General features: G+C 42.0%; 15 protein-coding genes and 1 riboswitch. Of the genes, 8 read left to right on the top strand and 7 right to left on the bottom strand.

The features are described from left to right. Positions 1 to 10: 10 nt before the first annotated feature. Positions 11 to 1,510: a S10 family peptidase gene (locus ACT3IB_RS02150; protein ID WP_491537672.1), complete on the bottom strand. Its 1,500-nt coding sequence runs from the start codon at positions 1,508 to 1,510 to the stop codon at positions 11 to 13. A gap of 176 nt (positions 1,511 to 1,686) precedes the next feature. Between ACT3IB_RS02150 and ACT3IB_RS02145 the strand changes: the two genes are divergently transcribed. Next, a complete protein-coding gene (locus tag ACT3IB_RS02145; protein ID WP_491537376.1) occupies positions 1,687 to 3,162 on the top strand; it encodes a phytoene desaturase family protein in 1,476 nt (491 codons plus the stop codon). 2 nt (positions 3,163 to 3,164) lie between these two features. Here the strand turns inward: ACT3IB_RS02145 and ACT3IB_RS02140 are convergent, their stop codons facing one another. Further along, positions 3,165 to 3,671, bottom strand: a complete 507-nt coding sequence (locus ACT3IB_RS02140; protein WP_491537375.1) for a metallophosphoesterase family protein — start codon at positions 3,669 to 3,671, stop codon at positions 3,165 to 3,167. Positions 3,672 to 3,778: 107 nt separating this feature from the next. Here ACT3IB_RS02140 and ACT3IB_RS02135 point away from each other — a divergent pair, with 107 nt between their 5' ends. From ACT3IB_RS02135 to ACT3IB_RS02115, 5 genes are all read left to right on the top strand, one after another. Next, a complete protein-coding gene (locus ACT3IB_RS02135; RefSeq protein WP_491537374.1) occupies positions 3,779 to 4,807 on the top strand; it encodes a glycosyltransferase family 2 protein in 1,029 nt (342 codons plus the stop codon). Then, positions 4,804 to 5,415, top strand: a complete 612-nt coding sequence (locus tag ACT3IB_RS02130; RefSeq protein WP_491537373.1) for a hypothetical protein — start codon at positions 4,804 to 4,806, stop codon at positions 5,413 to 5,415. Before ACT3IB_RS02135 ends, ACT3IB_RS02130 begins: the two co-directional genes overlap by 4 nt. Before the next feature lie 93 nt (positions 5,416 to 5,508). Further along, entirely contained in the window at positions 5,509 to 6,435 is a 927-nt protein-coding gene (locus tag ACT3IB_RS02125; protein ID WP_491537372.1) for a DUF1684 domain-containing protein, read from the top strand. A 1-nt stretch (position 6,436) separates the two neighbouring features. Beyond that, a complete protein-coding gene (locus ACT3IB_RS02120) occupies positions 6,437 to 7,186 on the top strand; it encodes a class I SAM-dependent methyltransferase (protein ID WP_491537371.1) in 750 nt (249 codons plus the stop codon). 225 nt (positions 7,187 to 7,411) lie between these two features. Then, a complete protein-coding gene (locus ACT3IB_RS02115; RefSeq protein ID WP_491537370.1) occupies positions 7,412 to 8,341 on the top strand; it encodes an NAD-dependent epimerase/dehydratase family protein in 930 nt (309 codons plus the stop codon). A 130-nt stretch (positions 8,342 to 8,471) separates the two neighbouring features. On the opposite strand, the gene nfo is transcribed toward ACT3IB_RS02115, so the two are convergent. Continuing rightward, the gene (gene nfo / locus ACT3IB_RS02110; RefSeq protein ID WP_491537369.1) at positions 8,472 to 9,317 is read right to left on the bottom strand and encodes a deoxyribonuclease IV; all 846 of its coding nucleotides are present in this window, start codon (positions 9,315 to 9,317) and stop codon (positions 8,472 to 8,474) included. 117 nt (positions 9,318 to 9,434) lie between these two features. Continuing rightward, positions 9,435 to 9,854, bottom strand: coding sequence for a DUF1761 domain-containing protein (locus ACT3IB_RS02105; protein ID WP_491537368.1), 420 nt, complete (start codon positions 9,852 to 9,854; stop codon positions 9,435 to 9,437). Positions 9,855 to 10,100: 246 nt separating this feature from the next. Between ACT3IB_RS02105 and ACT3IB_RS02100 the strand changes: the two genes are divergently transcribed. Together ACT3IB_RS02100 and ACT3IB_RS02095 are read left to right on the top strand one after the other, a co-directional pair. After that, positions 10,101 to 11,219 (top strand): DUF8173 domain-containing protein, encoded by a 1,119-nt coding sequence (locus ACT3IB_RS02100; protein WP_491537367.1) that lies wholly within the window; start codon positions 10,101 to 10,103, stop codon positions 11,217 to 11,219. Positions 11,220 to 11,239: 20 nt separating this feature from the next. Continuing rightward, complete coding sequence (locus ACT3IB_RS02095; protein ID WP_491537366.1) at positions 11,240 to 13,753, top strand: efflux RND transporter permease subunit; 2,514 nt, start codon at positions 11,240 to 11,242, stop codon at positions 13,751 to 13,753. Between the two features lie 271 nt (positions 13,754 to 14,024). Continuing rightward, a riboswitch (TPP riboswitch) is annotated at positions 14,025 to 14,121 on the top strand. A gap of 16 nt (positions 14,122 to 14,137) precedes the next feature. On the opposite strand, the gene ACT3IB_RS02090 is transcribed toward ACT3IB_RS02095, so the two are convergent. The 3 genes from ACT3IB_RS02090 to ACT3IB_RS02080 all read right to left on the bottom strand — a co-directional run bounded on the left by ACT3IB_RS02090 (position 14,138) and on the right by ACT3IB_RS02080 (position 26,732). Continuing rightward, the gene (locus ACT3IB_RS02090; RefSeq protein ID WP_491537365.1) at positions 14,138 to 16,798 is read right to left on the bottom strand and encodes a cation-translocating P-type ATPase; all 2,661 of its coding nucleotides are present in this window, start codon (positions 16,796 to 16,798) and stop codon (positions 14,138 to 14,140) included. Positions 16,799 to 16,843: 45 nt separating this feature from the next. Further along, on the bottom strand, positions 16,844 to 17,980 hold the full coding sequence (locus ACT3IB_RS02085) for a chemotaxis protein CheB (protein WP_491537364.1): 1,137 nt from the start codon (positions 17,978 to 17,980) through the stop codon (positions 16,844 to 16,846). Positions 17,981 to 18,113: 133 nt separating this feature from the next. After that, positions 18,114 to 26,732, bottom strand: a complete 8,619-nt coding sequence (locus ACT3IB_RS02080; protein WP_491537363.1) for a glycoside hydrolase family 94 protein — start codon at positions 26,730 to 26,732, stop codon at positions 18,114 to 18,116. Between the last annotated feature and the right edge of the window lie 70 nt (positions 26,733 to 26,802).

Genomic DNA, 26,802 nt, shown 5'->3' with positions numbered 1-26,802 from the left:
TATAGCCTGATCAATACTTGGCTGGAGCCCCCTTCTCGGGAATCGACTCACGAATAAACTCCCGAATATCTTGATTGGAAGTACTTAAATCTTCTTTCCGAAGATACATCATGTGTCCGCTGCGGTATCCTTCAAAAGAAATTCGATCCTGCAGTTTACCACTAGGATCCATGTTCCAAATAGTATATTTAGCATCAAAATAAGGCGTACCACCATCATAGTAACCTGACTGAACCAATACATTGAGATAGGGATTTTCTGCCATAGCCGATCGCAAATTTTCCCCCGTATTATTTCTGTCACGGTCCCATGGATGCACAGGACCAAACATCCAGTATTGTAGATCGGTCTTGTAACCCAGGCTGTTCCGCAAATAATCGTTAATGGCAGGTGTAAAAGCATGATTCCACGCAGTTAGAGCAGGATCATAACCATAGCGATTTCCAGCATTTTCGCGATCTTGCCCCCTGTATCTGGAGTCTAATCGGCCAACGGTAAGCTCTTTTTCATCTCGCAACAATTCTTTCCAGAAAAACGATGTAGACATGCGCAGATTACGATCCAAAATCTTTTCTGCATCAATGCCGGAATAAAAAGCGACTTTCTCGGCTATCGATTCTTTTTGTTTGTCACTTAACGTTCCGCCACGCGTAAGCGCCGGGATATAAGTATCAACAGTATAATTTTCTACTTCCGGTAAAAGTTCACTTAAATCCTGCTGCTGCAATTTATCCGGCAGAGCATTGTGATACCATGCCGTTGCAGTAAAATATGGCAGGGTTAGCGCGTCATTAACCGGTCCATCACGATCAATACCCAAACCCGTAGGAGAAACCAGGATTACGCCATTTAAGAACATCCACTGTGAGGATTGCAACTCATTAGCTAATCCGGAAACACGGGTTGTACCATAGCTTTCACCAATTAAAAATTTGGGCGATTTCCACCGATTATTACGTGAGACAAAAGTATCGATCCAGTCTGCCAAATAATCAACATCAGCATTTACTCCAAAAAACTTTTCCCGTTCGACTTCTTGATCTAATATCCGTGAAAAACCGGTGTTTACGGGATTGACATATAAAATATCGGCCACATCCAGTATCGAATGCGGATTATTCTCCACACCATAAGGCTGTACAGGAAAACCTTCATCACTTATTTTTACCTTCTTGGGCCCTGTATATCCAATATGCATCCAAACCGAGGCAGAACCCGGTCCGCCGTTAAAGGAAATGACAAGCGGGCGTCGTTCTGTATCATCAATATCCGTTCGTTGGTAATAGGTGTAAAAAAGCGTGGCAATAGGTTTGCCATCATCATCCCATACCGGCTGATTTCCTACCGTAGCTGTGTAAGTAACATCTTTCCCATTAATATTTTGTTCGTGCTGCGTTGTAATTGATGTATCGGCCGGCGCCCTTAGGGACTGTCCTTCTGCCGTACCAACTCCCCATATAAGTAAAAAGGCCAAAATAAGTTTCGAATAATGGTTATTGAAGCGTTGCATATCAGAATATTTTAGTACAGATTTATGATTCATCAGTCCATAAAATAGTTTTCGATTTTTGAGATACAAATATTCGTCCTCTTTAAAACGTCAAAGATTGTTAAAACACTTCTGAGGCTACAAAGAATTAAAATCTATAGTTACAATTGCTCTTATAATTCTTATAATCAAGTGATATGGATATTAAAATCATTGGCGCTGGTCTCGGTGGACTTGCGGCCTCTTGTCTGTTAGCACACAAAGGTCATGATGTCACAGTTTTAGAAAAGAATAGTTCACCGGGCGGGAAAATTAATGAATTCTCAATTGATGGCTATCGCTTTGATACCGGTCCCTCCTTGCTTACCATGCCATTCATTCTTGAAAAGTTATTTGAGTACTGTGATAGCAACATAAGTAAATATCTCGATATAGAGCCGGTAGATCCCATTTGTCGGTATTTTTATCCGAACGGCATACAATTCGATTGTTATCAAGATACGTGCTTAAATACTGCCCAAATTCAAGAATTTGCCCCAAATGATGTTCAGGCATATAAACAATTTATAACATACGCAGAGCAGCTTTTCGAACACACCAAAGATGCTTTCCTGTATAACCCTTTATACGGGCTTTCGGACTTGGGCAATCTCGACTTTACTGATTTTTTTAAAATTGACGCCTTCCAAACCGTATCCGGTCGTATAGACAAACAATTTGAGTCGCAAGAACTGCGACAATTTTTTAAGCGATTTACGACCTATAACGGTTCTTCACCTTATCAAGCCCCGGCCACCCTTAATGTCATTCCTTATGTTGAGATTTCTCTGGGTGGATACTATCTCAATGGAGGCATGTACACACTTGTAAGAGCTCTTACCTCACTTGCAGAAAGTAAGGGTGCAAACATTCAATATGATACCGAGATAACAAAAATTAATACAGATGATAATCGAATTACCGGTGTCACTGATAGCACAGGTAGTATTCACAAAGCTGATATCGTAGTTTCCAATTCAGATGCTTCTGAAACCTACCTTCATTTAATAAAAAAAGAAGATGTTTCGCTACTGAAACGGAAGAAAGCTGCCAATGTAGAACCCTCTTGTTCCGGCTTTGTACTTATGTTGGGAGTTGATAAATCATACAATGCACTGACCCATCACAATATTTTCTTTTCAGAGGATTATGAGAGGGAATTTGAGCAAATTTTTGAGGACAAAGTTATGCCCGATGATCCCACGATCTACATTGCCAACACCTCCCACACAAATCCTCAGCATGCTCCTGAAGGTAATTCAAATTTATTTGTTCTGGTGAATGCTCCCTACCTGAGCGATAATATGAATTGGCAAAATGAAGAACAACGGTACAGAAGACAGATTATCCGAAAGCTCCAGGAACACGGGTTAACAGATTTGAGTGATCATATTCAATACTCAAAAACCATCACTCCCAGAGATTTTTATCAAAAATATCGTAGCAATAAAGGGAGTATTTACGGCACCTCATCCAATAGCAAGCTGGCTGCTTTTATGCGTCCCAAAAATAAAAGCCGCTCGGTAAAAGGTTTATATCTGGTAGGCGGTAGTACACATCCAGGCGGTGGAATACCGTTGGTCACACTTTCGGCTTTTCACGCCGTAGAGCTGATTAATCGATTTGAAGAATAAGGCTATTGTTCTCCTTTTTGACCAAGATTAATCACTTCAACATCCTGGATTTTTCCGTCTTCAATATTAAAGCGAACGCAGGTTCGATAAACCTGGAAACCATATCGTCCGGCAGCGCCGGGATTAATAAAAAGCATCTTATCTTTGTCCTGATCCCGACCAATCTTCAAAATATGCGAATGGCCACAGATAAAAACATCTGGCGGATTTTTTTCCATTTCCTCTCTGATCGGAATACAATAACGTCCCAACGTGCCCCCAATATGAGTCATCCAAAAATCAATACCATCGCGTGAAAATCGCTGATGCAGCGGATACTCCTGGCGGATGTCTTGTCCGTCAATATTGCCATACACGCCTGTTAAAGGTGCTATATCCTTCAGGGTATCAGCGATCTCTAAAGTACCAAAATCCCCGGCATGCCAAATTTCATCCCGATCCTCAAAATACTCCAACACCTGTGGATCAAGATACGAATGGGTGTCCGAAATTAATCCAACTTTGATCATAGTCGATTCTTTATCATCTTCAGCTCCGTGATAACGTTTTTTCTTGCCTTTTTATGATTGCAGGAAAACATTAAGAAAAACAATTTCTTGGTTATTAAAAATCGAATATGCCCTTTTTTAGTATCATTATTGTTTCGTGGAATGCGTTACATCATCTTAAAACATATTTTCCGAGCGTTGCTGCCACTAACTACTCTCACTACGAAATTATTCTTGCCGATAACGCCTCTACCGATGGATCAAAACAGTGGATAAGAGAGCATTATCCCGATGTAAAAATCGCAGAATTCGACAAAAATTATGGATACTGTGGAGGAAATAACAGAGCTGTGCCCCATGCCGAGGGAGACATCCTCATTTTTTTAAATAACGATGTTCGGGTTGAACCCGATTGGCTTAACAAACTTGCGACCTGTTTTCAAAAGGATAACAGAGTTGCAGCAGTACAACCGAAAATGCTTTGGGATGAGGCCCCCTCCTCTTTCGAGTACGCCGGAGCAGCCGGTGGATTTTTAGATCAGTTTGGATATCCATTTTGTCGCGGGCGCATTTTTGATTCCCTGGAAAAAGACGAGGGACAATACGACTACGAATCGGATATCTTTTGGGCCAGCGGGGCCGCGTTGGCTGTTCGCAAAGAGCTATTTGAAGAGGTTGGTCCTTTTGATGAGGATTTTGAATTCCACATGGAAGAAATTGATCTCTGCTGGCGTCTGTGGAATATGGGATACCGCGTTCGCTACTGCCCTGAAAGCATTGTCTATCATTTAGGCGGTGGATCTCTGCCCATGGACTCCCCTCGCAAACTATACTACAACTACCGCAATAATCTCAGGATGATCTGGAAAAACAGCAGTGCCCATTCTATTGCCTGGCAATTTATTGGGCGGTATTTCCTTGATATAGCATCAGCTTTTAAATCACTTACGGATAGAGATACTGAGTCATTTAAAGCTATCGTTCGTGCTCATTGCGATTTCTGGAAAGGGTTCCACGCTACTTATCAAAAACGTCACTTGCTGCAACAGAAACGAAAGATAGAAGAAAATCCGCCTGTAATGCTCCAAAGTTCGATTGTCTGGCAATACTTTATCAGAGGAAAACGAAAATTCAGTGAAATGTTTAACCGGAAATGAATTCCGAAAAAATCAAAGAACAAGCTATTACATTTTTAAAAAAATGGTGGGCTTCCCTGTTGATGCTACCATTTATGTTCTATTCCCTGCATCAAATTTACTGGGCACTGAACTATAATATTTTTTTTGCAGTAAATTATAGTTATCCCTTTCCCCTGAATATTATCTATCTGTTTGGCGACACTTTTTTACTCATTGTTCACGAAGCTGGGCACACGTTCTTTGGACTGCTTGGCTTTCGGTTTTTAACTATTCTAGGCGGATCGCTTTTTCAAATACTGCTGCCGTTGGCAATTCTCGGTTACAGCTGGATCAATCGAAAATATTTAGGACTGCAATTTTCTTATCTGCTAGTCGGTTTTAGCTGGCTTGATGTGGCTACTTATGCCGCGGATGGAAGTGCCCGACAACTACCTCTTATCGGCGGATTAGGAAAGGAATCGCACGACTGGTACAATTTGCTGGTTCGCATGAATGCGCTGGAATACGATTTTATAATTGGTATTGCTTTTATTGTATTTGGCGTTCTGTGTTATCTGTTGGCCATATTTATTCCACTTTTTTATCAAAACCATGAACAGGTAGATCTCGATTTATCATTGGATTGAATCGATCCATCATCCAACTTCCATAAACGCATATAATATTTTTTCTGTTATAACTTTTTCATTTAATCCGGTAATTATAGTAGTACTTGCATAATGACTAATCGGTCACCATTCTGGGTAGTATTCCTTGCAACTTTCATCGTGTTTTATGCCATGAGCTGTAGCTCCAATCAGAAGCAAACCGAGGCCGAATACGCCAAGGAAGTAAATGAATGGCATCAACTCCGCATTGATAACTTATTGGGACCTGAAGATTGGCTAAAGCTGGCCGGTCTTTACAAACTTGAAGAAGGAACACAAAGCTTTGGCTCAGACTCAACGAACGATCTCGTATTTCCTCCCAAAGCGTCTCCCTCAATCGGCACGATCACCAAAAAAGACACAACTATTACCGTACAAATAGATGACGATGTCGTGGTCACAAATGATCAGGATACTGTCTCTAAAGTTACGATGATACCCGGTAATGCAAGGTCCGGTACGGTTTTAAAACAAGGAAGCCTGGTCTGGTATCTCCTTGACCGAAGAGGCGATTACTACATCCGTCTGGTTGATGAACAACACCCAAATTTGGCTGCATTTGACGGTATTGAACGCTTCCCCATTGATCAAAAATGGAAGATAAAGGCAGAGTTTAAACCATTTGATGATCCCAAGCTCATAACCGTTCCCGATGTCTTAAATGAGGGCATGTCTGATACTCTTTATGGTATGCTCGAATTTTCAATTGATGGCGAAGAGTACAGCCTGGCACCGCTAAATCATCCTAAAAAAGATGATAAGTTTTTCATCATTTTTGGGGATAAAACCAACGGCGAATCGACGTATGGAGGCGGTCGATATATCTATATTCCTACGCCTGATGAAAATAATATTACCTACATTGATTTTAATAAAGCATACAATCCACCCTGCGTGTTTACCGAACATGCTACCTGTCCGCTGCCACCATCCCAAAACAAGCTGGACATAGCCATCCCGGCCGGAGAAAAAATGTTTGAAGAAACTCAAACCTATTAATATGTCAAAATTAGAAAAACGCTTTTCTAAGCAAGCAGCTCTATATGCGAAATATCGGCCTGACTATCCCGATGAACTGTATAGCTTTATTTTTGAGTGCCTTGATCAAAAGAAAACAGCCTGGGATTGTGCTACCGGATCAGGTCAGGTAGCTGGATATATAGCAAATCATTTTGATCAGGTTTTTGCCAACGACATCAGCGAAGATCAACTTAGCTATGCTCCTGAGAAAGCGAATATCACCTATCTAAATACCCCCGCAGAACACTCCGGACTACCCGATGACACTTTCGATTTGATTACCATAGCACAGGCTATTCACTGGCTTAATTTTAACCGGTTTTATGATGAAGTACGCAGAACTGCCCGGAAAAATGCATTGCTGGCCGTGATCGGCTATGGCATGGTTCGTATTGACAAGCAAAGTAATCTCATTATCGATGATCTCTATGAGGAAGCTTTTAGTACATACTTCAATGAAAATCGAAAATATTTAGACGATCACTATCAAAATATTCCTTTTCCATTTGATGAAATTTCCACGCCTGACTTTCAAATCACCTATGATTGGTCGCTTGATCAGCTGGAAGGATATTTTAACAGCTGGTCCGCAATCCAGAAAATGAAAACGGAACAGTCAAAGAACCCAGCAGAAAGTGCCATGGAGAGGCTCCGACAAAAGCTTGGAAATCCAAAAAAAGTGGAAGTTACTTTCCCGGTTTTCATGCAGCTGGGAAAGATTAAAGAATAATTATTTTTCGGTCTTCCGGTTTAACTTCCAAGCGTTAACCTCTTCTCATCTCTTGCTCCTTACCGCTTATATATAGCCTTGAACTCTTTGATCGTGTAAATTACTCCTACCGAAAACAATAAGCTTACTATGACACCAATCGCAAAAATATTAACTTACCCAGGTTGATCACCCTTTGAGATTTTTTAAATAAAAACCTGAGCTTAAAATGAAAGGAACTCAGTTATGCAAACAATTCTCGGTACCGGTGGTGCTGCAGGCACAGAGCTGGCAAAAGCACTATTAAACTACACTGAAGATATTCGCTTAGTTAGCAGAAATCCCAATAAGATTAATCCTACCGATCAACTGCTTGAGGCAGATTTAACAGATGCCTTACAGACAGATGAAGCTGTTAAAGGATCAGAAGTGGTATATTTAATGGTGGGCCTACCCTATGACACTGATGTATGGGAATCGGTATGGCCAAAGATTATGCAAAACGTATTAAATGCTTGTAGTACCCACGATTCAAGACTGGTCTTTTTTGATAATGTCTACATGTATGATCCGGATCATATTGGAAAGATGACCGAAAACACGCCTGTGAATCCTAAGAGCCGAAAAGGCAGAGTACGCAAAAAGCTGGCTAACATGGTTATGGATCACGTTAAAAGCGGGGAGGTCGAAGCATTGATTGCACGTTCGGCAGATTTTTATGGCCCATCGATACAAAATACCAGCATTCTCACCGAGATGGTTTTCGAACCCCTTGCCAATGGTAAAAAAGCGAACTGGCTTGGTTCAGTTAACTATAAGCACTCTTTTACCTACACTCCCGATGCCGGTAAAGCCACGGCGCTGTTGGGAAATTATCCAGAGGCCTATAATCAGATCTGGCACTTACCTACTGCTTCAAATCCACCGACCGGCAAACAATGGATTCAAATGATTGCAAATGAATTAGAGGTCGAACCAAAGTATCGGACCGCTCCAAAGTTTTTTGTCCGAATAATGGGATGGTTCAATTCCTTGATGGCCGAGATGGTTGAAATGATGTATCAATATAATCAGGACTATGTATTTGATAGCTCCAAGTTTCAATCACAATTTGGCATGTCCCCCACGCCATACGAAAAAGGCATCAAAGAGATCGTCAATCAGGATTACAGCTAAGTACAGCATAGCACTGGTATACTCATATGATATGCTGTACTTATTTTAACACCTGCTGGGTTAAGCCAGTTAAAAAAGTAGCCATGGCAGTAATCCCAAAATTGATTTGACTTACAAACTGAAAGGTAATCTACCTTTCAGTTAGGCTGTACAAGAGTTCAATCTCCTCGGGCCAGCGCTCTGTATTAGGGGTTTCCAGAATCATTGGAATATTGTCGAAGCGTTCATCCTGCATCAGCATTTCAAAGCCCTTCATCCCAATCTGTCCCTCTCCAATATTATCATGGCGATCCACTCGGCTTCCGAGTTCTTTTTGAGAATCATTTAGATGCATACCCTTCAGATATTCAAATCCAATTTTCTCTTCAAACCTTTGGCAAAAAACCTTAAATCCCTTTTGGGTAGATAAATCGTATCCCGCTGCAAAAGCATGGCAGGTATCTATACATACACCTACTCTGCTTTTATCATCAACGCCATCAATAATTCTAGCCAGATACTCAAATTTATACCCTACACTCGTACCTTGGCCGGCCGTATTTTCGATAACAGCCGTCACCCCCTCTGTTCGTTCCAACGCCCAGTTCAGCGACTCAGCATTACGGTCCAAGCACTCCTCTACGGTCATTTTGTTCAGATGATTACCCGGATGAAAATTCAAAAGTTTTATTCCCAACTGTTCGCAGCGTTGCATTTCGTCTAAAAAAGCATTTCTGGACTTTTGCAGCTGCTCTTCTTCTGGATGTCCAAGATTTATCAGATAGCTGTCATGCGGCATCACATAATCCATTGAATATCCCAATTCTTGACAGCTTTTTTTGAAACCATCGATATTTTCTTTGGTGAGCGGCGGACCTTCCCATCTGCGCTGATTTTTTGTAAATAAGGCAAACGCTTTGGCTCCTATTTTGTGGGCTCGCTTCGGGACATTCTCAACACCGCCGGCAGCACTGACATGGGCTCCAATATATTTCATTGAATCTACTGATTGATTATAAGGCTACTTAAAAGAGTGCTAAATAATCTAAAAAGACATGCAAATTCAAATAATGTACAGACCCTCAAAAATAATTCCTGAGGATAAATTGATAATTTACTTCCAGGCTCCCAAAATGAGTCCCATTACTGTAAAAGTAACCGTCCAATAACCGCCATTAATAAAAATATATTTCCAGGACTTTTGTTCGTATAAGCTATTAACCGCCAAAGCAAAAAACACCCATCCGAATCCAGCCAAGAATCCGTAAAAAGCTCCCATTTGAGCATTCATCATCTCAGCAGCCTCCGGCGATCCTGTTAGAAATATTGCAAGATTAAATGCCATGATTAATTCAAAGAGAAAGGCAAAACCAAATATTTTTGCCATGTTTCCCTGCTGAATTTGTTCCTCTGATAATCCCACGGCATTCATCCAGGCTTTGCCAAAAAGAGGTCCATACCAAAGCCATCCCACTAAAAAAGTAGAAAGTGTAGCTACTAATACTGCCAAAACATTAATATTTGAAAAGTCCATAACTGTATCCCCATTTATTTAATTATTGGATAATCGAAATTAATCAAAACCCCCTATCAATTATAATAAATTTTAGTAAAACACTATGTTTCAATAGATTAAAAAATTTTTCTGATAAATATGTAGGGGTTAATACTACAATATTTTACATCAATCAGGTACAACCTGAAAGGGAAATACGCTACGGCATTTGCCCGCCAAAAAGGTGTATTTATTTTTAATGGCTTTTAAAAAATCCCGGGCTTTATGAAATCAAAAATCATCTTTTGGGCGATACTGCTACTTAGCTTACCGTTAATACTTATCGGGCAACCATCGACCTACAAATTGGGGACAACTGTACAAATTAACTCTGGAGACACCCTCTCCCAAAACGTGCTTTCTGCTGCACAGGTGCTTGAAATTTACGGCTATTTGGAAGATGACTTATTTGCAGGTGCAAGAACTATTACGGTTGGTGGTGTTATAACCGACGATGCCATCATTGCTGCCGAAACGATCACCTTAAGTGGAACAGTTGGAGATATGACCATTGCAGCAGGTGATTCCATAACAATAAGTGGAGAACTCCAAGGCGACCTTTTTATTGCAGGCAATGATATACGAATAACCCAAGAGGCCGTGATCCGGGGAAATGTTGTTATTGCAGGTAATGAAATTATGATTGAAAATGGGCTCATCGAAGGCTGGGTTCGAATCTATGGTAACGATGTTACCCTTGGTGGCACTATTCAACGTTACGTAGAGCTCTATATTAATGATATTACTTTTACTCAAGACTATAACCCGCTTGGGGCTACTACCATTATCAGTTATAAAGATATTGATGCTGAAACCTTGCCAAACGCCCCCGAAAACCTCACAATTATTGTTGAAGAGCAAGGCGGATGGGGAATAATGCTTCTGATTCGTCTCTGGGCTTCTGTATCAGTATTGATCATTGGGTTCTTACTTTTAATCATTTTTCCGCAATCATCAGTTGATCTATACCGATTTTCAAAAGAGCATTATCTAAAAAATACGGGTGTAGGACTACTTCTTTTTTTGGGAATTCCTATTATAAGCATACTCCTGTTACTACTCTTCTTTACAATTCCTTTGGCTTTACTAATCTGGATGTTATACGCTATAGCATTGCTCATAAGTTATCTGCTTGTAGCTCTGCTGGTAGGCACTACCGTGATTCGATATTTCAAAACTGAATCGTTCGCTGACCATTACTGGGGGCTTGTGGTAGGCATGGGCATCATCTTTTTGCTCACGATCATCCCCTATGCAGGTCCCATTATTAATATAATTCTTGTTTTTCTCGGCCTTGGTTCTTTACTGCGGTATTTCTGGAAAATGAGGGGCAATGCCATTTAACTCTTTCAAGGGCATAAGCCATGGAAACGATTTTTAAAGGACTAAGAAAAATTCTTGAAGTTATCATTCGTTTCCCGGTTACAGCCCTCTTTGGTACCCTTTTTTTAGGGGTTCTGGGATTTTTGCTGGCCACAAATCTACGAATCGATACCGATCTTTCTGAGCTTATCCCGGATGATTATCCCAGCGTTCAGGCACTACAAAAGTTACAGGAACAAGTAGGCGCTGAGCATGAGGTGGCAGTAATTATCGAAAGTCCTTCGTTCGAGGCAAATAAAAGATTTGCTGAGACGCTTATTCCTCAAGCTTTGAATATGGATCAATCCAGTGGCAACCCCTACTTTATCCGAGCTGAATTTCGCAAAGAGATCAATTTTATCAAAGAAAATGCACTCTATTTCGCTACTGATAGTGAGTTGGATGATCTTGAAGACTATCTACAACAAAAAATTGATGAGGCAAAAGAGGAGGCTAATCCATTTTACTTTGAGCTGGATGAAGAGGAATCTTCAGATCTCGATTCCCTGGGCAATGAACTCAGTGCTGTGTATGACGAACTTATCGGATCAGAGTATCCCACTTCACCCGATTCAACTGCACTTGCTGTAAAGCTCTTTCCCAGCGGTTCACAAACGGACCTCACATTTGTACGTAATACTTACAGTGAATTACAAAGGTTAATTGATAGAATACACCCCGCCGGCTTTCATCCGGAAATGAAAATTGTTTTAGCAGGGAGGCTGATCCGTACACTCATCGAAGTACAAACAATCACCCGTGATGTTTTTAACTCATTTGGTGCCGGCATCGTAATGCTTTTATTCTTTGTTGTCCTCTACTTTCAATACAAAAGCTACCGCGCTCATGCAGGTGATTATTTTTCTTTAGGCCTGCTGCTTAAACAGCTTAAATATATTCCGGCTCACGTACTAATCCTTGCCCTTCCCATGGCCTTCAGCCTGGCGCTTACCTTTGGAATTGCCTGGCTAGCCTATCAAAAGCTGACGATCATGACGGCTACGCTGGGCTTGCTTCTTTTTGGAATGGGAATCGACTTTGGTATCCACTTTTTTGCCCGATATACCGAAGAAAGGGAATCCTGTGCCATACCTGAGGCACTTGTAAAAACATTTATGACCACCGGACAAGCCATAGCCATCGTCGGGCTTACCACGGCCGCAGCATTTTTCATCCTTATGTTGGCTGACTTTAAGGGGTTCAGTGAATTCGGATTCATTGCGGGGGTCGGACTCCTTCTATCAATCATTGCCTATATATTTGTTTTACCCGCTTTACTGGTGCTTCTTGAAAAAATAGGTTGGCTCAACTTGTCCGACCATCCCCATAAAACAACAAATGCTCTAGCCCCCAACAAGAAAAAACCACGAACGGACCCAAAACCAATAATATCTTATGTGATTATCGCTCTTGCCATTGTCACAACAGCAATAACTATCATTGAGCTACCCAACCTAAAATTCGAGTATGATTTTGCAGAATTGGAACCCGAATACGAAGAATACAATGTATTGCGGAATGAAATGAACAAGGTCTACAGCGACCGGAAGACCCGTAATGCCGCTTACGTTATTGTAGATACTCCCACTCAAGCTGTTGCAGTAGCCAACCGGTTGCGCGATTATATGACTACTGACACGTTAACTCCGACCATACGATCGGTGGAAACATTTCAGGATCGCTATCCGATAGATACAACAACTGCTGAAAAAAAATTAAACCGTATAAGTGGTATTCGTGATCTGCTTGAAGACCCCTTTTTAAAGGATTCTGATGATTCACAAATAGGTCAACTGCAACGGGCAGCCTCTACTGAGCATCCTATTCCCTTGAACGAAGTACCGGGGTTTATCATAGATCCATTTACTTCCAAAACCGGAGAAATCGGCACATTAGTTATAATACATCCATCTGTAGGATTAGCTGACGGCCGAAATTCTATGTTATTCGCTGATGATGTCGGGGAAATAACTATCCCCGGAGGCCAAACCTTCTATGCGGGATCAACCTCTATTGTTGCCTCCGATATGCTCCGACTTATGATCGAAGAAACTCCCATTATGGTCACCCTTACCATCTTGTTTATCATCATCTTTAAGTTAATCGTATTACGAAAAATAAAATGGATGATTTTTGCGCTACTTCCTCTTACAGCAAGTTTTCTTTGGATGTTTGGATTCCTTGAAATTTTTGGATGGAAACTCAACTTCTATAATCTTGTGGTCCTTCCTACTGTTTTGGGAATTGGTGATGACAGTGGCATTCATTTGGTCCACCGATATCTGGAAGAAGGCAAAGGTTCCATTCATAAAGTTCTTACTTCAACAGGCGAACATATCACCATCAGCGCACTTACGACCATGCTTGGCTTTGGCGGTCTCCTTTTTTCAATACATCCTGGAATGCGTTCTATTGGAGAAATGGCGGTATTAGGCATTGGATTAACCCTTTTCGCAGCGCTTTTTTTACTACCTGCTATCCTAACGGTTTTTGAATATAAATCGAAGAAAGGTTGATCTGATTTCCCTTTATGTAGTGCAAATTTCTACATGCTATGCAAAGTTATACCTACAGACAGGAACCTCGAATTATATTATAATATTAACAGACTAAACTGAGAGAGAGTTTGACATTTTGAGATTGCACAGCCTTATGAATGCTACGGCATAATATTTAAGGTAAGTCCAAATCAATGACCGGAGACTTCGGTTGGAATTGGCCTAAATCAGGCATTTCAAGTGGTGTGCAACGGTCTATTAAATATCGATACGCAAATATCGATGTTGAGCCAGCAGTTGAGGGTGCTTTGAGAAATCAAGGCTGAGATTATACCTCCAGACTTAATTCGGGTAATGCCGAAATAAGGAAACTGTTGGCTTTTTTTATTGATTCAACTGATTTCAACCTCGGTCCAAATGCTTCCACAGTTGTCCCACCAAAAGTGGAATTCCACTCATGACAAAAACCAGTGTCCACCCGGTTAACGTGGGAGGCGTAACCTTTAGCACATCACTAAAGATCGGTACATAAACCGCCATAAAGAGCAACCCCGTACACAGTAGAAGTGCTCCCCAAATATAGCTATTGGTTGTTATTGTATTATCCCAAAATTTGGAATCACTGCTTCGCATATTGAATACATGCCATAGCTGGGCAAACGCAAGCGTTAAAAACGAAAGGGTTACCGCTTCATCCGCAGATAATAACAGATATTCCATCCCTATAAAAAGTGATCCAAGAACTGATAAGGTGATAATAAAGGCATAACCGGCTATACCCATCCACTCACTGCTGCCCAAGATAGGCTGTTCGGGATTACGCGGTGGTTTTCGCATGATTCCTTCTTCTCCCTCACCAACTCCCAAAGCCAATGCAGGAAAAACATCAGTAACCAAATTTAAAAAGAGTATTTGTAATGGCAGTATAGGCAAAGTTGTACCAACGACGGTTGCCATAGCAACAACCATCACTTCACTTACATTGCACGACATCAAATAAAAAATAAAGCGGCGTATGTTATTAAAAATGACGCGTCCCTGTTCAATGGCACTCACAATGGTAGAAAAAGCATCATCAGTAAGCACCATATCAGAGGCCTCTTGCGCCACCTGGGTGCCCCGTTGCCCCATGGCAATGCCAATATCGGCCTTTTTTAGAGCTGGGGCATCATTGACCCCATCTCCGGTCATCGCTACAATTTGCCCTTTCTTCTGGAACAGCTCAATAAGATCTAGTTTTTGATTGGGACTCACGCGTGAAAAGACCGACGTACGGTAGATCCGGTTTGCCTCGCTGCTGTCGATATTCAACTCTGCAATATCGGGCAGATCTCTTCCATGTATTGCTTCTCGATTATCTAAATCGATGCCTACTGCCTCGGCAATAGATTCGGCTGTTGCCTTTTGATCTCCTGTTATCATTACCACTCGAATTCCTGCTTGCTGACATCGCAAAATTGCAGGTTTGACCTCACTGCGAGGTGGATCGCTTAATGCAACGTAGCCTACCAACGTTAAATCCTCGTAGGGATTCCCTTTGGTCATTTCAGTTGTTTTAACTGCCAATGCCAACATACGCAGTCCCTTCTGCCCCAATTGCAGGTTAAGCTCATCCCACTGTTCGCGATCCTCATTTTGTAAAGGTTGTACTTCTCCATTCACCATAACGGTGCTACAGGCGTACAAAACCGCTTCCGGTGCGCCTTTCACACATACACGATAGGCTTCATTATTCTGCTGATTCCAAGTGGCCATCATTTTTACATTAGCATCAAAGGCTTCCTCTCGTACTTCGGGATATTGAGATAAGAGTTCATCAATTTCGATCCCCGCCTTTTTCGCGGCCTCAAGCAAAGCAACCTCCAGCGGATCACCTGTTCCACCCTTTTCTTGATGATCAAGCGAAGCATTATTACAAAGAACCCCCACTTCCAGAGCCAAGCGCAAATCACTATTGCCCTTGAGTGTTTGCTCTGATAAAGATATGTCCCAATCTCCTGACAGATAAATGCCGGTAGCCGTCATTTTGTTTTCTGTTAATGTGCCGGTTTTATCCGTACAGATGATACCGGTAGCCCCTAAGGTTTCTACGGATGAGAGTCGGTTAACCAAGGCATTTTTTTTAGCCATTAGTCGAATTCCTTTAGCCAAGGCTATCGTTGCTACAATAGGCAAACCTTCAGGAATAGCCGCAACCGCAAGGGCAATGCCCGTTTCAACCATCAGATACAATTCTTTTCCTGCCCAAATACCTGACCCCACCACAAAGGCCGCGATTATTAGCGTTACTGCTATTAATCGATAACCAAGCCTATCTAGTCGCTCTTCAAGCGGTGTTTGCTCTTCATCAGCTTCCTCCACAAGCGATGAAATTTCTCCCAGCTCGGTATCCAGTCCTGTTGATACGACAACTGCTTCACCGGCCCCACGGGTAATCGAAGTTCCTTTATAAAGCATACTACTCCGCTCCGCCAGTACCGCATCATCGGTAACTGCATCAGCCTGTTTTGACACCGGTAAACTTTCTCCCGTCAGCGCTGATTCATCAGCTTGAAGCTTGGATTCTTGGAGGATTCGCAGATCGGCTGTAATGATATCCCCACCCTCAATGATGGCTATATCTCCCGGTACCAATGCTTCTGCATCGATTTCAATAATTTTACTCGCACGACGGACCCTTGTACTCACTTTCCCAAGCTCGAAAAGGGCCTCCATGGAACGAACCGCACGGAACTCGGTAATAAATCCAATCCCCGTATTAATGACGATAACAGCTACAATAGCCCAAGCATCTACATATTCCCCCAGCCAAAAGGCAAACAGGGCCGCAACCGCCAAAAGTACAATTATTATACTCTTAAGCTGATCAATCAGAATTTCTACAATACTCCTCTTTTTATGGCGGCGAAGTTGGTTGGGGCCATACTTTTGCTGACGCTCTTCCACTTGCTCTTTTGAAAGCCCACGTTCTGTATCAACCTCCAAGGTTCCAAGAACATCCGGAATATCCAGCGCCCAGGGTTGTTTTTCAAAGAAAGGATTGCCTTCGGGTGATCGGTCCATAGATGAATGAAATCATATTCTGCATGATATATATCTATGGATAATCTAAAATAAAAAATTGGTATTTATTACATCTTTTTCCCGGGGATTATAATAATCACTACCAATAAGAGCTGAGTACTTAGTTATTTGCTGCGCAATATTTTGCGGTGGAGAATAAGTTTTGGTAAGTCCCTTCGAAATAGCCGATAAAGGTAAATTGGGAGCAATTGAAGATCGGGGATCCTGAACGATAATCTGTCCGGAGTGTTTTTTTATTTCCTCAGCACCCGCCAACCCATCGCAACCACAACCACTAAGTAAGATTCCAAGGGTCTTAGTGCCATATAATTTAGCTACAGAACGAAACAACACATCGATTGAAGGACGCATATTATTTTCTCGCGGCCCGCGGTACACTGAGGCCACAACACCTGAAGCAGACTGAGTAATTTCACATTGATATCCGCCGGGCGCGATATAAACCGTACCTGCCGTTAGCTTGTCTCCATCCTGCACTTCTCTGACGGGTATTTGGCAAAAGGCATCCAAACAAGTAGCTAAATATTCGGTATAAGTCCGCGGCAAATGCTGCACAACTACCACTGGCATCGCCAAACCCTTTGGCAAACTGCTTAAAATCGAGAATAATGCCTGTACGCCTCCAGTACAACCTCCCATTACCACAACTTCGATCGGCTGTTGTTCTCTAATGCCCGGGGTAATTTCTTCAAAACTTTTCTGGGGCTGAGTCAGTGATTCGAGCATTAAATTGTCCAGACTTTTACGCTGTTTCATCTCATAAATAGCCGTAATTAAAGGCTCTAATCGCTTTTTAAGATGCCGTTCGGCAAATAAAATCAGATTTTTTGACTCTGGCTTAGTAATAAAATCAATAGCACCCAACCGCAATGCTGTTATCGCCGCCTTCGCACCTTCGTTATTGCGAGGGGTTATAACAACAACCGGCAAATTGCTAAAAATCGACCGTATTTTCTGCAAGATATCCAACCCTTCACCTTCGATACTTTCGATACTTAATAAAACAACGTCAGGTTCTTTATTGCGAATAACGGCTTCAACGGTATCAAACTCATCATTTAACCAATAGACGCGGAATTTTTCATGCTGTTGTAAAATGGTGGTTATTGCCCTTCTGACGAGAATATTTTTATCAATTATGAGAACCTTTATGGCATCCATAGCAAATTAAATTTTGGGGCAGTCAAATTGGAGTTCCATGAAAATGAACATATATAAATATTAACCAAAGAAATGTACGTGCTACTATATTATAGATGTAAGAAATTCTACCACGCTATTAATACAGAAAAACTCACTCTTCGATAGCTATTATTAATTTATGGTCTCCTTTATTATCGGGAAACGGGCACGTAACCAGGTCATTTTTTACGGTAACGGTAGAGCCATTCAGTGATGCAGTAATAGTACCTTTGGATAATTTATTGGGATTCAATACTTCGATGTGTAAGGTAATATCACGATCACTGTTTTTAATCCAGCACTCGTACTTTTTCCATGATGAAACAATTGTAGGTGTAACTTGGACATCATCTCCTTCAATAATGGTTATGCCCAAAATAGATTCTAAAATCACGCGGTACATCCAACCCGCCGAACCGGTATACCAAGTCCAGCCCCCCCTCCCCACGAGGGGATGTTCCCCATATATATCAGCCGCAACCGCATAAGGCTCAACCTGATAACGCTCTACATCTATACTATTTAAAGCATGGTTTATGGGCAAAAGCATCTTCATATATAAAATGGCTTTCTCAATTTCTCCGGCTTCTGCAAATGCTTTAACCAGCCACAAAGCAGCATGGGTATATTGACCACCATTTTCGCGCACACCCGGAATATATCCCTTGATATAGCCGGGGTTTTTCTCTGTTTGGTCAAAGGCAGGAGTAAGTAATTTGATAATTCCATCTTGCTTTGATACCAGATGCTGTTCCGCAGCAAGCAGGGCTTTTCCCGTTTTGGAAGGCGTTCCGGCGTCCGAAATTACCGACCAAGCCTGCGCAATTGCATCAATGCGACACTCATCGTTTTGGGCTGATCCCAGCGGTGTTCCATCATCGTAATAAGCCCGTCGGTACCATTCGCCGTCCCATCCTTCATTATTGAGATGTTGTTTGAGCTCTTTTTTATAGATTTGATATTTTTCAAGGCGGTCTTGGTCGTTAAATTTTTTAACGATCGGAATAAAATCATCCAAAATCGTATAGAGGAAAAATCCCAGCCAGATGCTTTCTCCCTTTCCATCAACCCCTACCTGATTCATTCCATCATTCCAGTCTCCCCCACCTATTAGTGGCAAGCCATGCGCTCCCTTAGTCAGCGAACGATCAATAGCACGGCAACAGTGTTCATATAAAGATGCCTTTTGATGAGATACTTCCGGCTGCAAGTAGGCCTCATGTTCTCCTTCGTACAACTGACGTGCTTTTAAAAAGGCCATCCGCTCATCTAAAATCGCGTCATCTCCCGTTTTATTCATATAAAAAGCCGTTGTGTAGGGCAACCAAAGCAGGTCATCTGTAATGATTGAGCGAATACCTCTATCGGTCGGGGGATGCCACCAATGCAATACATCTCCCTCCTCAAACTGATGAGCGGCATGCAGCAGAATTTGTTTACGCGTAAGTTCAGGGTCCAGATAACACGCCGCTGTAGAATCCTGAAGCTGATCGCGAAATCCGAATGCCCCACCCGCCTGGTAAAATCCGGTTCGCCCCCACATTCGACAAGCTATATTCTGATATTGCAGCCAGCCATTCATTAATATATTTAACTCAGGCTCCGAAGTTTTAACTCTGATACCACCCAGTTTCTTTCGCCAATATGCCTTCACATCACTGAGTGACTGCTTGATGGTCTCAGGTTGCTCATACTTATTTATCAGACTGCGCCCCTCCTCTTGGTCTTGCACTTCGCCCAGGTAGAAATATATTTCAGCGGATTCCCCCGATTTCAATTCAAGAGAAAACTGATGGGCTGCACACGATTCAAATCTCATCCCGAAGCGTCCATTTAATACGGTGTCATCCTTCAGAGCCCTTGGATTTTGTAGATTTCGATTTCGACCAATAAATGACTGTCGATCTGAAGAATATGAAACTGAGTGGATATAGGTGTCTGTTACAAAACCCGAAAAAGCTGCCCGACCCGCAAACTCATTGTTATAAAAATTAAGGGCAAAAATGGCTTGTTTTTTTTCATCCACAGATGAAACAATCTGTGGGGTACTTTTCTCCCGGAATACCCCCAACACCCAGTCGGTATATCCAAAAAGAGTTAAATTTTTATCCATTAAACCTTCATTAGAAAGCCTGAGCTTTACGAATTTTATCGGATCATCTTTGTCTACCCATGTAGTAACATTTTGCGAAATATTCATGGTGGTACTTCGATAGGTAGAATATCCATGTCCGTGTCTTATTTCGTAATCAGCACATCCCGGAACTGGTTGCGGCATGGGTGACCAGAATAGCTTTTCATCCTCATCACGTATATATATAGCTTCACCGGATGGATCTAACACTGTATCGTTGGACCATGGGGTAAGCTTATTCTCTCTGCTATTTTTACTCCAGCTATATGAGGATCCCTTTTCGGTCGTCAACAACCCAAAGTCCGGATTTGCAATAACATTAATCCACGGTGCCGGAGGAAAACGCAATTTCTTGGTATTTGGATCAGTCCGGAGCCTGATAACATATTCATTCCCATTCGGAGAAAACCCTCCATACCCGTTGTAAAACAGTAAATCCTCACCTACATTTTTTGTTTCATTTTCAACACGCACGTGTTTAACAGGCTTGTATGATGACATCTGCTTTTCAGGAACATCTACTTGCCCCTGCTCTTTCAACTGTTTAAGATTGGGTAATTTTCCGGCAAGAACCACATGAGCAACTGTATTGATAAGTACATTATCTTCTCGGCTTAATTCGTCACTACGAAGGATAAAGACTCCCCCCTTTTCTCGCTGGGTATGTTGATCGGTGGTTTGTTGTAATTGTTGCTGAATTAATTCCTGGAGCTCATTTACGTACGACGGTGGATGATCATTCATAAAAACCAGATCCACCATTAAGCCGCGTTGCCGCCAAAAATGATGTGCCTTAAGCAATAGCGTAACCTCCCTCATATACTTTTTATCATCAATGTGATAAACCAAAATAGGAACATCTCCTGATATTCCGTGTGCCCAGAGTCCGGATTGTGTTTTTCTATTTAATATTAACGTACCTTCATCGGCCCTCAGTGCTTCACAATTATAGACAAGATAACTTGTAAGATGTTGAATATACTGGGCTTGCTCACCACTTAGGCCCACATGCTCCAGTTCAACATTGCCGTAAATAGAAGCAAGTTCAAAAACGCGATCCGTGGCATAGGGATTGTCATATTGATCTCCCATAGCTACCGCCTCATCACGATTGTTAGCACTTCCAAAACCAAAGGTTATATTCTTTTTTTCGCCGGAATTAAGTGTAACCACCCTTCGAATGCTTACAATCGGATCTTTGACATTTCCGACTCTACCACTAAGTCGTGTTCCTTTTTCCATGGCACGTGGTGATTGCATGGAGCGGTTTCGCCCGATAAATTGCTCACGATCTGTTTCAATCTGGAGTTCTTCAGCAAAACTTTCCGTATCCTCACTAGCGATCGTATGCACGAGCCAAACGGGATCTTCATCCTCTGCCCGAGGACGTCTTTTTGCTAAAATAGTATGATGCTCCTGAAGGTATTCGGTTTGTACAAATAAGTTTGAAAATGCCGGATGAGAACGATCAGCCTGCTGCGTATTTAAAACCACTTCAGCATAGCTGGTAATCTCAATCTTACGCTGCCGTTCAGAATAGTTTGTCAATGTAATTTTTCGCAGCTCGATGTTATCTTCCGGTGAAACACATATCTCCATAAATGTTTCAATCCAGTCGTCTACACGAGCAATTTGAACCTTTCCGGCATGATACCATGTATCATACCGATCAGCTTTTCGCTTAACCGGTTGATGACCTGCTGACCAGTAATTACCACTTTCCAAATCCCGGATATAGAAAAACATGCCGTAATCATCGGTTACCACATCTGGTCGCCATCGGCTAAGCATCAAATCGCCAGAATAAGAATAGCCGGTACCTGAATGAGTAATCAACGTCGAATAATGTCCGTTTGAAAGGATATGTGTTCGAGGCGGTGTATCATCAAGAGCTTCCATACTGGCATGATCCACAACATTTTTTGCCCGCTCCTCTTCAGCTGGTTCAAGCTCTACGTCAATGGGACGGGGTTCTTTAATGGGGATTCCTCTTGGAATACGTTCCTGTAAAAGTAATTCACAAGACTGAACTAATGGATGATTATGGAACAATTGCTGTATGCGATTATTATCCAATACATTTAACAACGCCAATAAACTCATCCCTTGGTGATGTGCCATATACATCTTAACGACAGCACTTTCATTCCTGTCCTCCTTTGCCAAGTGCCGTTGTGTATAGTCCACGGCTTCATAAAAACCATTGGCACCATATGCGCCCACATCCCGTAATTTTTGCAAATTACTTAGCGCATGTTTTGAATCAACCATCAACGCCAGCATCGCGGCATAGGGTGCCACTACATAATCTTCGGCCAACCCCCGTCGCAACCCTAAACCAGGTACGCCAAATGCCCGGTATTGATAATGCAACTCCAAATTTCGCACATTATATCCACTTTCAGAAAATCCCCAGGGCTTATTCCTCAGCGACCCATAATTTCGCTGCCAAAGAACTACATTTTCATAGGTATTGCTAAGCAACGTATTTTCAAATTCTGACATAAACAGCAATGGCATCAGATATTCGAACATTGTTCCACCCCATGAAAGTAAAATTTCATTGCGCTCGATGCTTGTCAGTCGTCGACTTAGCCGAAACCAGTGCTCAGGTGGCACTTCTCCCTTTGCTATCGCAATAAATGATGCCAGACGTGCCTCACTGGCCAAAAGATCATAATAACTGTTATCCCTCTGGGCCCGATCCACATTATATCCAATGCTAAATAACTCTCGGTCGGAATCGTACACAAGGGAAAAATCCATCTCTTGAACCATCTCGCGACAAATTGAACTTAACTGCCCAGCCCTTATAAGAAGATTAATGTACGCAGTATTTTTTATGGTTTCCCTGTTATCAGATACTGAGACATTGTTATTCTTTAGTTTTTCTATTTCATCCAGCTGGCCTTGTATCTGGACCAACGGACATTGAAGCCAGTCACTTAACTCATGGCTTTTTTGATCTTCCAAGGAGTACTCCAAAACCACAGCAGAAAGGTCCTTTAATTTTTGGGCGTTCTCCCGTATTTCCAACAAAATCTCTTCCCATTCTTCAAGTGATTTCGGTGAATTTTGCGGAATTTTATCACTTATTTGCTTGGTATTTGCGGTAACTTCATCAACTAAATTTTTGTAATTCACGCTTTTGTTGTATTCGATAAGCAGATCATTCAATGCCTGAGTGGTATCTTGCAATCCAGTCCAAAACACAGGATTAGGACAAGGTTTCTGGTCCAATTGATTCAGAGCCTGTTCAATAACCAACAGTGCGGCAGCCAAATTTCCTGAATCAACAGTGGATACATAATTTGGATTTAATACTGCTCCTAACTTAGTGCTGTACCAGTTATAAAAATGTCCACGATACCGCTCGAGTTTGTTCATCGAAGACAGCATGTTATCGAGCCGTCTCACCATTTCAGTCAGGGTCAGATATCCCATCTCATAAGCAGAGTATACCGCTGTCAGCGCTAAACCCATATTGGTTGGTGATGTGCGTCCTACAGCTCCTATATATGGTTCTTCCTGTACATTATCTGGAGGCAGCCAAGAATGCTCTTCGTTGACATATTGCTCAAAGAAATGCCAGGTTCTGCGTGCGTATTGGCGTAGCTCGTGATACTGTTTATCTGATAATCTTCGTTTTTCACTTTTCAGAGGGCGGCCCAAAATATACGTTCCATACGGAGCCAGTAACCATCCTGAACAAATGGGAATAGCAATAAATAATACAGAAGTACTAAAAACACTTACGAGCCCTAAACAAAGACCGCTCCATATAATATTGGGCATCATTTTTTTCCAGTAATCCCATAACGATCCATTAGCATGCTGCTTTTCGACCTGGGTAGCCGTTGTCCATTCCAGTAAATGCTTTCCAGAAACAAACAGCCGATAAAGTGATCTAAAGATGGCATCTAGGGAGATAAACGCTTGATGGGGAAGGTTCAAAAAGCTGGTCACCGATTGGATGGTGTTCATTTTAATATCAACCCGAATTTTATCCAGATACAGACGCCATCCTACTCGCTGCGGACGTTTGAATATATCGGTTGAGAACGTCGAATATATGGGAAATGCCACAATACCAAAGACCGCTCCCGTCCAGATCAGCGCTGAGCCGGGCAGAAAAATCCATCCGGCCAATAAAAACAACAACAATGCCGCTGGATTCAATGATCGTCGAAGGTTATCAAGTATTTTCCATCTTGAAATACTATTGATGGGATTCCTTTCCTTCTCTTTATCCCCTTTAGGTACTTTACTGAAGAGCCAAAACAATATCTGCCAATCTCCGCGAATCCATCGATGAAGCCGCTTTGAGAAACTTAAATAGGTTGTGGGATAATCATCAAAGAGCTCTATATCTGTAAGTAAGGCCGTACGTACATATGTACTCTCTAGCAAGTCATGCGATAGTACTTGGTTTTCTGGAAAACGACTCCCGAGCACTGTTTCAAAAACATCCAAATCGTAAAGTCCCTTGCCGGTAAACACTCCTTCGCCAAAAAGATCCTGATAGATATCGGAGACAGCGGTAGTATAAGGATCGAGTCCCACGTTTCCGGAATATATTTTGGCAAACATAGTTTTATTGGCTGATTTAGGCGGGATAGATATGCGCGGCTGAAATATTCCGTAGCCTTTCGTAACAATGTTTTTTTCAGAATTAATCTCTGCTTTATTGAGCGGATGAGCGGCCGTACCAATTAGCATTTGAGCACTACCCGGTGGCAGCTTAGTATCAGCATCGAGTGTAATTACAAATTGAACCGGAAATTTTTTGGTTGATGCTAAAAAATCATCCGGGATTTCAATAAAGCTCGTTTGGGCATCGTTACTTTTTAATAGTTGATTAAATTCCTCGATTTTGCCTCGCTTTCGTTCCCATCCCATCCACTTCTGTTCCGAGTTATTCCATAGTCGCTTTCGATGAAAGAACAGAAACTTATCTCCATACTTAGAGTGGTATTGAACATTCAAGCGATTAATCTGCCTGCGGGAAGCTTCTAGAATAGCATCATCGTTATCTTTGGTTTCAGTCTCGGCATCAAGAAAATCTGAAACAATGGCAAATTGTAGCGATTCGTTAGTATTGGCAAGAGCACGAATTTCAAGGAGTTCAAATTGCGCTTCTACATCGGCTGTTGATGACAACATGGTTGGCACAATTACTACAGTCCGATACTCATCGGGAATAATTCCTTTGAATTCGAGTTTAGGCAGAATACGGGGAGGAATCAGAAAAGAAAGCAGTCGATTAGTAGAAACGATGGATAAGTCAAGCGCAGGAAGCCAGGATATAATGAGGGTAAGGATAATCACCCAGCTTTCCCGGGCTATTATATTCGTAACGATTCCGACTATAGCAAGAAGAATGGCAAAATGAATGCCGATAAAGAAAAAGTAGATTGCAGGATACCGTTGTAAAAGCTCTCGGAAACGTTCGTCAAAGGGTTTTTGGTAAGCCAGTTTTTGACTGAGGGTCGCATATCCGTCATCTAAAAGATAATAGCCAATATGCATTTTTTTTCTGCGCTGACCGGTCCCGTTCTGGGCAGCACTTTCGGCCATCATCAAAGCGTGTTCTGCTACTTCCTGCTCACTATATTGTGAATGAGCACTAAGCTTCTCCACTATTTTGCGGTACCGGTCACGTGTGCTAAAATCCATACGAGTATACATATCAGCCGGGTCTAGTCGTAGAATTCGCTCTACAACAGAACAACTTTCTACAAAAAGTGACCAATCAGTCTCTGAAACTTCTCGCAGCGACGAAATCGCATTCTGGATACTCAAATGCAGCCGCGAGGTTTGTTGGATTCGGCTACGGAGCTGTTCTTCCAAGTTGGTTTCCCAGCGCGATAGTTTATAGTCGAACCACCGGCGTTCATTTTCAGTAAACATGCCACGTGACTGAAGGCGCTGAGCTAAAATCACCAAATAGCGTATGGTGTTGTGCTTCTGATCAACAATTTCAGACAGTTTTCGAAGCAAGAACCCTGGCTCATCAATATTCCCTGATATTTTATCATTTAACAGCCCATCAATATCATCCTGTATCTTTCGATCTCTGAGCAGTTTTTCGCTTCGTTGAGCTAATCGTTCAATAAGGGCAAATCGATTCATTAACGGCACCGACCACATCTCTGCCAAATTTAAAATATCTACTTCCTGATAGGCCTGGATGGCGATGGTAGTATTTTCCCGATCGATGATGTTGTCACTAATCGATGCTAACAGCTGAATAATCTCGTAGGTTCTCGGATATCCTTTAAATTCGCCTTGTGTTAGTCTGGGCAGTTTTTCGTAGTATGATTTGGGCAGGTCTGCCTGTAGCTGTACAATCTGCTCCTGTATAATGTAGAAATTGTCAATTAGCCATTCCCCCGCCGAACTCAACTCGCGATTAAGCTTGGCCGCACGGGCTAATACCGTGTAGGTCTGAGTGAGGATCTTCTTGGCCGAAAGCAATCTTTCATCAATAGATTGCATCGGCCTTGCCTCAAGTGTAAACTCTTGCAACTTGGCAAGTTGGCGTATCTCCTCTTCAAGATATTGTTTATTAAAGTGGACTTGTGTTTCTGTAGCCATAACCGGGCAGTATTAATCCGGACAATCCAAACCAAAATACGTGTATTCTTAGCCGTACTATTAATGATTT

It is taken from the genome of Fodinibius sp. GM21 (assembly GCF_058386955.1).
The sequence above is the reverse complement of the archived record's forward strand: the minus strand, read 5'-3'. Positions and strand labels throughout refer to the sequence as shown.

Bases quoted from the DNA above. Each gene is read 5' to 3' on its own strand.
- ACT3IB_RS02150 (WP_491537672.1), bottom strand. From the start codon at position 1,510: ATGCAACGCTTCAATAACCATTATTCGAAACTTATTTTGGCCTTTTTA.
- ACT3IB_RS02145 (WP_491537376.1), top strand. From the start codon at position 1,687: ATGGATATTAAAATCATTGGCGCTGGTCTCGGTGGACTTGCGGCCTCT.
- ACT3IB_RS02140 (WP_491537375.1), bottom strand. From the start codon at position 3,671: ATGATCAAAGTTGGATTAATTTCGGACACCCATTCGTATCTTGATCCA.
- ACT3IB_RS02135 (WP_491537374.1), top strand. From the start codon at position 3,779: ATGCCCTTTTTTAGTATCATTATTGTTTCGTGGAATGCGTTACATCAT.
- ACT3IB_RS02130 (WP_491537373.1), top strand. From the start codon at position 4,804: ATGAATTCCGAAAAAATCAAAGAACAAGCTATTACATTTTTAAAAAAA.
- ACT3IB_RS02125 (WP_491537372.1), top strand. From the start codon at position 5,509: ATGACTAATCGGTCACCATTCTGGGTAGTATTCCTTGCAACTTTCATC.
- ACT3IB_RS02120 (WP_491537371.1), top strand. From the start codon at position 6,437: ATGTCAAAATTAGAAAAACGCTTTTCTAAGCAAGCAGCTCTATATGCG.
- ACT3IB_RS02115 (WP_491537370.1), top strand. From the start codon at position 7,412: ATGCAAACAATTCTCGGTACCGGTGGTGCTGCAGGCACAGAGCTGGCA.
- nfo (WP_491537369.1), bottom strand. From the start codon at position 9,317: ATGAAATATATTGGAGCCCATGTCAGTGCTGCCGGCGGTGTTGAGAAT.
- ACT3IB_RS02105 (WP_491537368.1), bottom strand. From the start codon at position 9,854: ATGGACTTTTCAAATATTAATGTTTTGGCAGTATTAGTAGCTACACTT.
- ACT3IB_RS02100 (WP_491537367.1), top strand. From the start codon at position 10,101: ATGAAATCAAAAATCATCTTTTGGGCGATACTGCTACTTAGCTTACCG.
- ACT3IB_RS02095 (WP_491537366.1), top strand. From the start codon at position 11,240: ATGGAAACGATTTTTAAAGGACTAAGAAAAATTCTTGAAGTTATCATT.
- ACT3IB_RS02090 (WP_491537365.1), bottom strand. From the start codon at position 16,798: ATGGACCGATCACCCGAAGGCAATCCTTTCTTTGAAAAACAACCCTGG.
- ACT3IB_RS02085 (WP_491537364.1), bottom strand. From the start codon at position 17,980: ATGGATGCCATAAAGGTTCTCATAATTGATAAAAATATTCTCGTCAGA.
- ACT3IB_RS02080 (WP_491537363.1), bottom strand. From the start codon at position 26,732: ATGGCTACAGAAACACAAGTCCACTTTAATAAACAATATCTTGAAGAG.